8 protein-coding genes are annotated in these 8,003 nt (G+C 52.8%); 5 read left to right on the top strand and 3 right to left on the bottom strand.

The genetic code is table 11. The features are described 5' to 3' along the window. The 4 genes from HY879_01620 to HY879_01605 form a co-directional block, all read left to right on the top strand. Positions 1-1,083 (top strand): methylmalonyl-CoA mutase (locus HY879_01620; GenBank protein MBI5602034.1); only part of this gene is annotated, 1,083 nt, incomplete at its 5' end. Positions 1,084-1,263: 180 nt separating this feature from the next. Next, entirely contained in the window at positions 1,264-1,674 is a 411-nt protein-coding gene (locus HY879_01615) for a cobalamin B12-binding domain-containing protein (GenBank protein ID MBI5602033.1), read from the top strand. Then, the gene (gene meaB / locus HY879_01610; GenBank protein ID MBI5602032.1) at positions 1,671-2,645 is read left to right on the top strand and encodes a methylmalonyl Co-A mutase-associated GTPase MeaB; all 975 of its coding nucleotides are present in this window, start codon (positions 1,671-1,673) and stop codon (positions 2,643-2,645) included. Before HY879_01615 ends, meaB begins: the two co-directional genes overlap by 4 nt. 212 nt (positions 2,646-2,857) lie before the next feature. Next, complete coding sequence (locus HY879_01605) at positions 2,858-3,583, top strand: hypothetical protein (protein ID MBI5602031.1); 726 nt, start codon at positions 2,858-2,860, stop codon at positions 3,581-3,583. Positions 3,584-3,684: 101 nt separating this feature from the next. On the opposite strand, the gene HY879_01600 is transcribed toward HY879_01605, so the two are convergent. Beyond that, complete coding sequence (locus HY879_01600; protein MBI5602030.1) at positions 3,685-4,344, bottom strand: superoxide dismutase; 660 nt, start codon at positions 4,342-4,344, stop codon at positions 3,685-3,687. Between the two features lie 81 nt (positions 4,345-4,425). Continuing rightward, a complete protein-coding gene (locus tag HY879_01595) occupies positions 4,426-6,498 on the bottom strand; it encodes a PAS domain S-box protein (GenBank protein ID MBI5602029.1) in 2,073 nt (690 codons plus the stop codon). 278 nt (positions 6,499-6,776) lie between these two features. On the opposite strand from HY879_01595, the gene HY879_01590 reads away from it, so the two are divergent. Beyond that, positions 6,777-7,775: a hypothetical protein gene (locus tag HY879_01590; protein ID MBI5602028.1), complete on the top strand. Its 999-nt coding sequence runs from the start codon at positions 6,777-6,779 to the stop codon at positions 7,773-7,775. Positions 7,776-7,812: 37 nt separating this feature from the next. On the opposite strand, the gene HY879_01585 is transcribed toward HY879_01590, so the two are convergent. Further along, positions 7,813-8,003: iron-containing alcohol dehydrogenase (locus HY879_01585; GenBank protein ID MBI5602027.1), on the bottom strand; the 191-nt coding region annotated here is incomplete at its 5' end.

Here is an 8,003-nt window from a genome sequence, read left to right as displayed (position 1 = left end):
ATGCTCAAGGAATTTGCCGCCCAGAAGACCTTTATGTGCCCCATCCGGCCATCCCTCCGGGTAGTGACCGACACGGTTGAATTCGGGACCAGAGAGGTGCCCCGCTGGAACACCATCAGCATCAGCGGCTATCATATCCGGGAGGCCGGTTCCACGGCCGTTCAGGAGCTGGCCTTTACCCTGGCCGATGGTTTGGCCTATGTGGAAGACGCCATGAAGAGGGGACTGGACGTGGATGATTTCGCCCCCCGCCTGTCCTTTTTCTTTAATGCCCACATCGATTTTTTTGAGGAGATCGCCAAATATCGGGCAGCCCGCCGGATGTGGGCCCGGTTCATGAAAGAGCGCTTCAAGGCCAAAAATCCGAGGTCCTGGTGGCTGCGCTTCCACACTCAGACCGCCGGCTGCTCGTTGACGGCCCAGCAGCCCTATAACAACGTGGTCCGGACGGCTTTAGAAGCCCTTTCCGCCGTCCTGGGGGGTACCCAATCCCTGCACACCAATTCCCTGGATGAGGTGCTGGCCATACCGACGGCCGAAGCGGCGACCATCGCCCTGCGGACCCAGCAGATCATTGCCGACGAATCGGGAGTGACCAATACTATTGACCCCTTAGGAGGATCGTATTTTGTCGAGGCCCTGACCAACAAGATGGAAGAAGAGGCCATGGCCTACATTCAAAAGATCGATGACATGGGGGGTATGGTCGAGGCCCTGGACCGGCATTATCCCCAGATGGAGATCGCCGATGCGGCCTATAAATTTCAACGGCAGATCGATCAACAGGAAAAGATTATGGTGGGGGTCAATAAATATGTGACCGGAGAGCCCCCGCCGGTGGAGATTCTGAAGATCGACCCTGAATTAGAGGCCCGGCAGATCGCCCGACTGCATCAGGTAAAAAACGACCGGAACAACAGCCGGGTCCGGGAATGTTTGGAACGCCTGGGCGAGGCCTGTGTGAACAGCGAGAATGTTATGCCCGTATTGATTGAGGCGGTTACGGAATATGCCACTTTACAGGAATGCTGTGATGTCTATCGGAAGGTCTTCGGCCGGTATCGGGACCCGGGAATCTTTTAAATTGCGGATTGCGGATTGCGGAATTCGGAATATTAAACCCTCATGCCCCAGGGGGCACCACGAAGCATGAAAATGCGAATATCGAATATCGAATATCGAATGTCGAAGTAAGGTTGGTTTTGAACCCGCAACCCGCAACTCGTAACCCGTAACATTATTTTCTTTTTAAAGGTGAAACTTATGACCCAGGAACGGAAGATACGCATATTGGTAGGAAAACCGGGATTGGACGGACATGACCGCGGCTCCCGCATTATTGCCCGGGCCTTTCGGGATGCCGGATTCGAGGTGGTTTATACCGGCTTGCATCAAACTCCGGAAGAAATCGTCCAGGCCGCTTTGCAGGAGGATGTGGACCTCATCGGCTTGTCCAGCCTGGCCGGGGCCCACAATTTTTTGTTACCCCGGGTAATGGAATTGCTCAAGGAAAAAGGGGCCGAAGATATCGCCTTAATCGGCGGCGGCATCTTCCCCGACGAGGACATCGTTTCCTTAAAGGAAAAAGGGGTAAAAGAAATCTTTACCCCAGGTGCTACGTTGGATGGGATCGTTAAATGGGTTCGGGAAAATATAAGGCCGAGACAATCATGAACCGGGTTCAAAAAATTTTAGCCGGGGACCTTCGGACCGTGGCCCGTTTGATCCGGGATATCGATGATGGTCTTACCGAAGCCAGGGGATTGCTCAAGGAATTGTATCCCCACACCGGGAAGGCCTATGTGATCGGCATCACCGGCTCCCCCGGGGTGGGCAAAAGCACCCTGGTGGACCGGATGATCCAGTATTTGCGGGCCCAGGGAAAAACGGTCGGGGTCCTGGCCGTGGACCCCACCAGCCCCTTCAGCGGTGGGGCCATTTTGGGAGACCGCATCCGCATGCAGCGGCACAGCACCGATGAAGGGGTTTTCATCCGCAGTATGGCCACCCGGGGCCATTTCGGGGGTCTCACGCCTTCGACCCGAGGGGCCATCGCCGTCCTGGATGCCATGGGCAAGGATTACATTTTGGTCGAGACGGTCGGAGTAGGGCAGGACGAGATCGAGATCGTCCGGTCGGCCCATACCACTTTGATCATCCTCATACCCGGCATGGGAGATGATATCCAGGCCATCAAGGCTGGTATCCTGGAGGTCGGCGATGTCTTTGTTATCAATAAGGCCGAAAGGGAAGGGGTGCAAAAGACCCGCCAGGAATTGATGATGATGATCGAGATGGACAAGGACCGGAAAACCAAAGGTGGCTGGAAACCGTCCATCTTTCTGACCGAGGCGGTCAAAAATGAAGGGATCGAGGATCTGATGAAGGGCATCGAGGAACATCGGGCTTTCCTGCTCAAGAAAGACCCTGCCCATCTGGAAAAGTTTCAATACGACCGGGCCCGCATGGAGCTGTTTGATTTGGTCAAACAGGATGTCATCCAGGTGATCATGGAGCATCTGACCCGTACCGGCCAGTGGGAGGTCTTCATCCAGGACCTGATCCACAAAAAAACCGATCCCTATTCCTTAAGTGAAGAGATCATCGCCCGTTATCTGAACGAATGCCGCGTGCCGGCCTCGTAATTTTTTTGAAACTCCCGGGAATCCCCCTGGCTGTGAGGCTGGAAACGAGGTCAAAACCCTCTTGGAAAAGAGGTAACCGGGAAGGTAGTCTAATGCCATATTTCAAATTTTTTTGTGTGATCATAATTTCTGTCTTCTTATTCGGCTGCTTTCAGACCGATACGGTTATACGTATCAAAGCTGACGGCAGCGGTTTTATCGAGGAAACCGTAATGCTGTCTAATTCTTTGTTGGAATCCTTTCAGGATCTTTCAAAAGAGTTTGCTGCGGCTGATAAAAATAATAAAAATGAAACCAAGGCTGAAAAAGAGGACCCCATTCAGGGGATGATTAAGGATGCCCGGGCGAAAGAAAATCAATATGGACCGGAGGTGAAATTCGTTTCTGCAGTTCCGCTGAAGACGGAAACAATGGGTGGTTTTAAAGCTATTTACGCGTTCAAAGATATCAATACCCTTAGAATCGACCAGAATCCGGGAAACAAGGCCGGGAAACTTGGGGAAGATAAGAAAATTTCAGCCAAAAAAGAAGAGGTGATCCTGTTTAAATTTGTGAAAGGCCCTGTCTCAACCCTGACGGTGACCATGCCCAAATTTAAAGGGGAAAAGGAAGCCCAGGTTCCAAAAGGAGAAGTGCAGAAAGAAAGCCAGCCCGACCCCAAAGCGGCGGAGATGATGAAGATGTTTTTGAAAGACATGGGATTGAGGATCGCCCTCGAAATAGACGGCACAATCCTTAAAACCAATGCAACCTACAGGAAAAATTCTGAGTTAACCATCGTCGAGCTGCATTTCGGGAAGTTTATAGAAAACAAGGAAATTTTTGACAAAGTCAATGCAGCCCAGCCTCAGACGATCGAAGAAGTAAAGGAACTTGTAAAAGGGATCGAAGGCTTGAAAATAGAAATGACCAATCCCATCGTAGTGGAATTTAAGTAGATCCCCCGGTAAAATCCCCAAGATAGTGCTCGCGAATTTTCCAGTCCGGCAGTCCCGTTCTCCTTTTGTTACAATGATTTATTTAAAAAAACCGGTCCGAATCAGCCGGCATTCTGCAAGGCAAATTCCCAGTTGATCAGCTTGTCGAGCACGGCATTGACATAGTCGGCCCGGCGATTATGATAATCCAGGTAATAGGCATGCTCCCAGACGTCTATCGTAAGCAGCGGCTTCAGACCGGTTGTAAAGGGGACATCGGCATTGGCGGTCTTGACCGTCTTGAGCTTGAGGCCATCAAGAACAAGCCAGGCCCAACCACTCCCGAACTGTGAAAGGGCTGCGCCGGCAAGCTCCTTCTTGCAGGCTTCCACGCTGCCGAAAGAGGCCTCGATTTTGCGCTTCAGGACAGCGGGCGGTTCGCCACCCCCATTGGGTTTCATGCTTTTCCAGTAAAAGGTGTGGTTCCAGACTTGCGCCGCATTGTTGAAGATTGCGGACTTCTCTGCCCGTCCGGCGGTCCCGGTAACGATCTTCTCCAGAGACCAATCGGCATATTCTGTGCCGGCCACAAGCTTGTTCAGGTTATCCACGTAGCCCTTGTGATGTCTCCCGTAATGAAAACCGATTGTCCGGGCTGTTATGACCGGTTCCAAGGCATTTTCAGGGTAAGGGAGAGGGGGCAGGGCCTGGGGCGACGCTGCCCGGACGGTTCCGGGAAGACCGCCCGTCGTGAGCGCTGCGACGGTGCCTGCGGCTGCAATAAGAAAATCGCGACGACCAAGTAGTGTCGATGCATTGTTTGTGTCTTTTTTATTCACCGTTTTCTCCTTATAAATAAAAGTTTAGGATCCGTGGCGTATCTGCCGTTTGGTTCTTTTTTCCCTGTACATCAGATTATCGGCCCTGGCCATGAGATCGTCAAGTGAACTGGGGTTATCAGGGTCAAAATGTGCCGTACCTAAGCTCAGGGAGAGTTTGTATGTTCTTGTTTTAGACTGGTTAAAGCTGTCGAGAGACTCGCATAAACGGGCGACAGTCTGTCCTACCTCGTGGGCGGTATCGATGGCCAGGACTGCAAACTCATCCCCGCCCATACGACCGATGATATCCGATTTTCTGAAGGTCTGTAGGAGAACCGTTGCAATTTCAATGAGGGCCCTATCGCCTTCCCGGTGACCCATTGTATCATTGATCCATTTCATGTGATCAAGATCCATGAAGAACAGAATAAGGCTTTTCTTTGCCCGCTCGGCAAATTTCAGTTGCTGCTCGGCAAGGGTCAGAAATCCCCTTCGATTGAATAATCCGGTAAGCTCATCAACAATGGATTGCCGGCGGAGTTCGGCTTCCAGGAGTTTACGTTCGGTAATATCGTGATAACTGCTCAGAAACATTCTCTGATTCTTATACGGTATCAGTGTGGTTGAAACGAGGATATGTTTTTGTGTTCCGTCTTTCGTCCGAATTTTTGTCTCGGCCTCCCGTGACATGCCTATCGTGGTAAGCTCACTGAGTCCGGCGAGCGCTTTCTCGCGATCCTTCGGGTCAGGGTAGAGGAGGGTGGTAAAATCCGAAGAGGCATTGGCCTCGTCTGCCGAGTAACCGGTTAATTTTTCCATCCTTGAATTATAGGCCTCAAAATACCCCTTTTTGTCGCTGAAGGTGATACCTTCCTGCACCGCTTCTATCACCGTGCGGAGCCGCATTTCACTCTCCCGCAAAGCCTCTTCCATTTGCTTGCGTTTTGTGATATTTCGGCAGAAAGAGATTAGACGTTTCCCATCCGGCGTTTCATGGGTTGTGGCATTGATATTGATGTGGAGGCGCGATCCGTTACGGTGCGTATAAATCGTTTCAAAGTCCTGGATAAAACCCTGGCGGGCACAGAGGGCCACCGAGGCAGTGTTACTTTCCTGTGCCTCCGGTGCGGTCCACTCAATCACCGAATGCCCGGTAATCTCTTCCAACTTTTCCGCACCGATCAGCCGCATATATGGTTCGTTCGCCTCAATGACAATTCCCTGGTCATCAACAACTACAAATCCCGTATCGGTTTTGTCCACCAGTTGGCGATAGCGCGTTTCGCTTTCCCGTAAGGCTTCTTCGGCCCGCATGCGGTCGGTGATGTCCTGCACATGTACCAGATAGCCGGTGATGGAATGATCCGGCCCGTGGAGCGGAGCGATGAGACAGTTCAGAAAGCACTGCCCGGATCTGGTCGTCGGGTAGAGTACCCACTGACGAACCAATTCAAAATTGAACGCTGTTTCGTACTGGACCGGCTCGCCTTGCTCAAGGCGGCTGCGGGCTTCGGTAGGTAAATTGGGATCGGTGAACAGATCGAATCCCCTTACGACGTCGGCGCTTTCGACACCAAATATCTCCAGGCATGCCGGATTGACGTCAATCAGTTTGCCGCCGGCGTCGTATAATTCTATGCCGGCCGGGGATTGGGCGAAGATAGTGTGGAATCTCGCCTCGCTTCTCTGCAGCGCTTCCTCGGCCCGCTTACGCTCGGTAATGTCCCGGCTGATGCCCTGAATCCCTACTAGTTCACCGGCGGCGTTGAACATAGCATTGGATGTCGCTTCCGCCCAGACTGAGGTACCATCTTTATGAATGAATTCCAATTCAAGGCGGTGGGCTTTCAAGGGTTCACCGCTGGCGGCCTCAGCGATGATTTTTTGCGTATCCTCCCTGATGAGGGTCATGGAGGCCGGGGTGAGAGCCTTGTTAAGGCTTCGCGCCAGACATTCTGCCGGGGTAAATCCGCAGAGGCCTTCAACCGAAGGGCTGATGTAGGTCAGCTTTCCTGTCAGATCAACCGCCCAGATGGTATCACCGGCGTTTTCGGTGAGCAGACGGTAGCGCTCCTCGCACTCGGGTTCCGCAGGGGAGGGCTTTGGATTCTTCAAGGACTTCTCCTCGCCTAAGGTCTTTTTATCAGACTGTACTTATTTTCTATTTTCTTCCTATCTTCACAAAAATGCAACCCGATTTTTAACGATGGCGTCGTAACAGATTATTGCGGAGATCCTTACCCAGGAGAAAATGGCAATTCTTGAAAAAAGCAGGAAAATGATCTATTCTTTCATAAATCACAAAGGGATAATTGCGGCATTTGCTCGGCAGTCTGTCCCCGAGGATTAAAATTGCTGAAAAAGAAGTCTGCGGCAACGGAGGTGTTTCAGAAATGATTGACGGTAAGACCAAGGATACGGGGTCCTTCTCGCTGGTGACCTTTTGGGTTTGCTTCTCTGTCCTGTTGTGCAATCCTCCGAACGCCCACTCCCAGGATAAGCATGCGGGACCGGGCAGCCATAGCCTTGCAATCACCGTGAACGGCCTGGACCGGACCTACATCGTTCATGTTCCTGCAACTTACCAACCGCAAAGGCCTTCGCCACTGGTTATCATGCTTCACGGCGGCGGTGGCACCGCGAGAGCCGCCATGCGGGAGACGGAGTGGACGATGAAAGCTGAAACGGAAGGATTGCTGGCCGTCTTTCCCAACGCCATGGCTCGTGACCCGGCACAGCCGAGCAGCTTTGTCAGGAATCCTCAGCTCTGGAACGACGGTTCCGATCGGTTTTATCCCGGCCAGAAACCCCCGGACGATGTCGGCTTTATCGCCGCCATGCTTGATGATCTCTCCACCCGCTTCGCTCTGGACAAGCGGCGTGTTTTCGTCACCGGTTTTTCCAACGGCGCTTCCATGAGCTTTCTCGTCGGCGCGGCATTGTCTGATCGCATCGCCGCCATTGCCCCTGTCGCCGGTGCACTATGGTTCGATCCACCCCTGTTCAAGCACCCTGTCTCTCTGTGCTATATCACCGGCACGGCCGATCCATTGAATCCGATCGAAGGTGGCGTTCCGAAACTGGCAATTGGAGTCAGCGACAGGATCCGGGCGAAACCGAAACCACCTGTACGCGATTCGATCTTGAAGTGGGCCAGGGCGCTCAGTTGTCCCGCGGTGCCGGCCAGCCTATCCGAAGCCGACGGCGTGCGCATAGAAACCTACTCTCCCGGCCTGGGTAACGCTGAAGTCATCTATTTCGCGGTCGCCGGTCTGGGGCACACCTGGGCCGGGGGCAGGAGCTTCCTGCCGGAGAGCCTGGTAGGCAAGACATCGAACAAAATAAGGGCCACCGATGTCATTTGGGAGTTCTTCCGGAAGCACGAGCGGTAAGATATAGGGTCAGGTTGGAAGTATGCTTGCCTTTATTCTAAGCCTTTACCAGGATGACTCTAAGCTCTTCGGCCGTCAGTTGAATCGGATTCCCTTTCATACTGCTGGCCCCGGCGGCTTTTTTGATCAATTCCGGAAGGACTTCCGCCGTCACCCCAAAACGGGCCAAGGCCGGAATGTTGAACCTGGTGCATGTTTCCTGGACCCATTCAACACCCTCCAGGGCCT

The organism is Deltaproteobacteria bacterium, assembly GCA_016219225.1.
In the GTDB taxonomy this organism is placed as follows: Bacteria; Desulfobacterota; RBG-13-43-22; order RBG-13-43-22; family RBG-13-43-22; genus RBG-13-43-22.
Note: the sequence above shows the minus strand (reverse complement) of the source record. Positions and strands in the feature narration are given on the sequence as shown.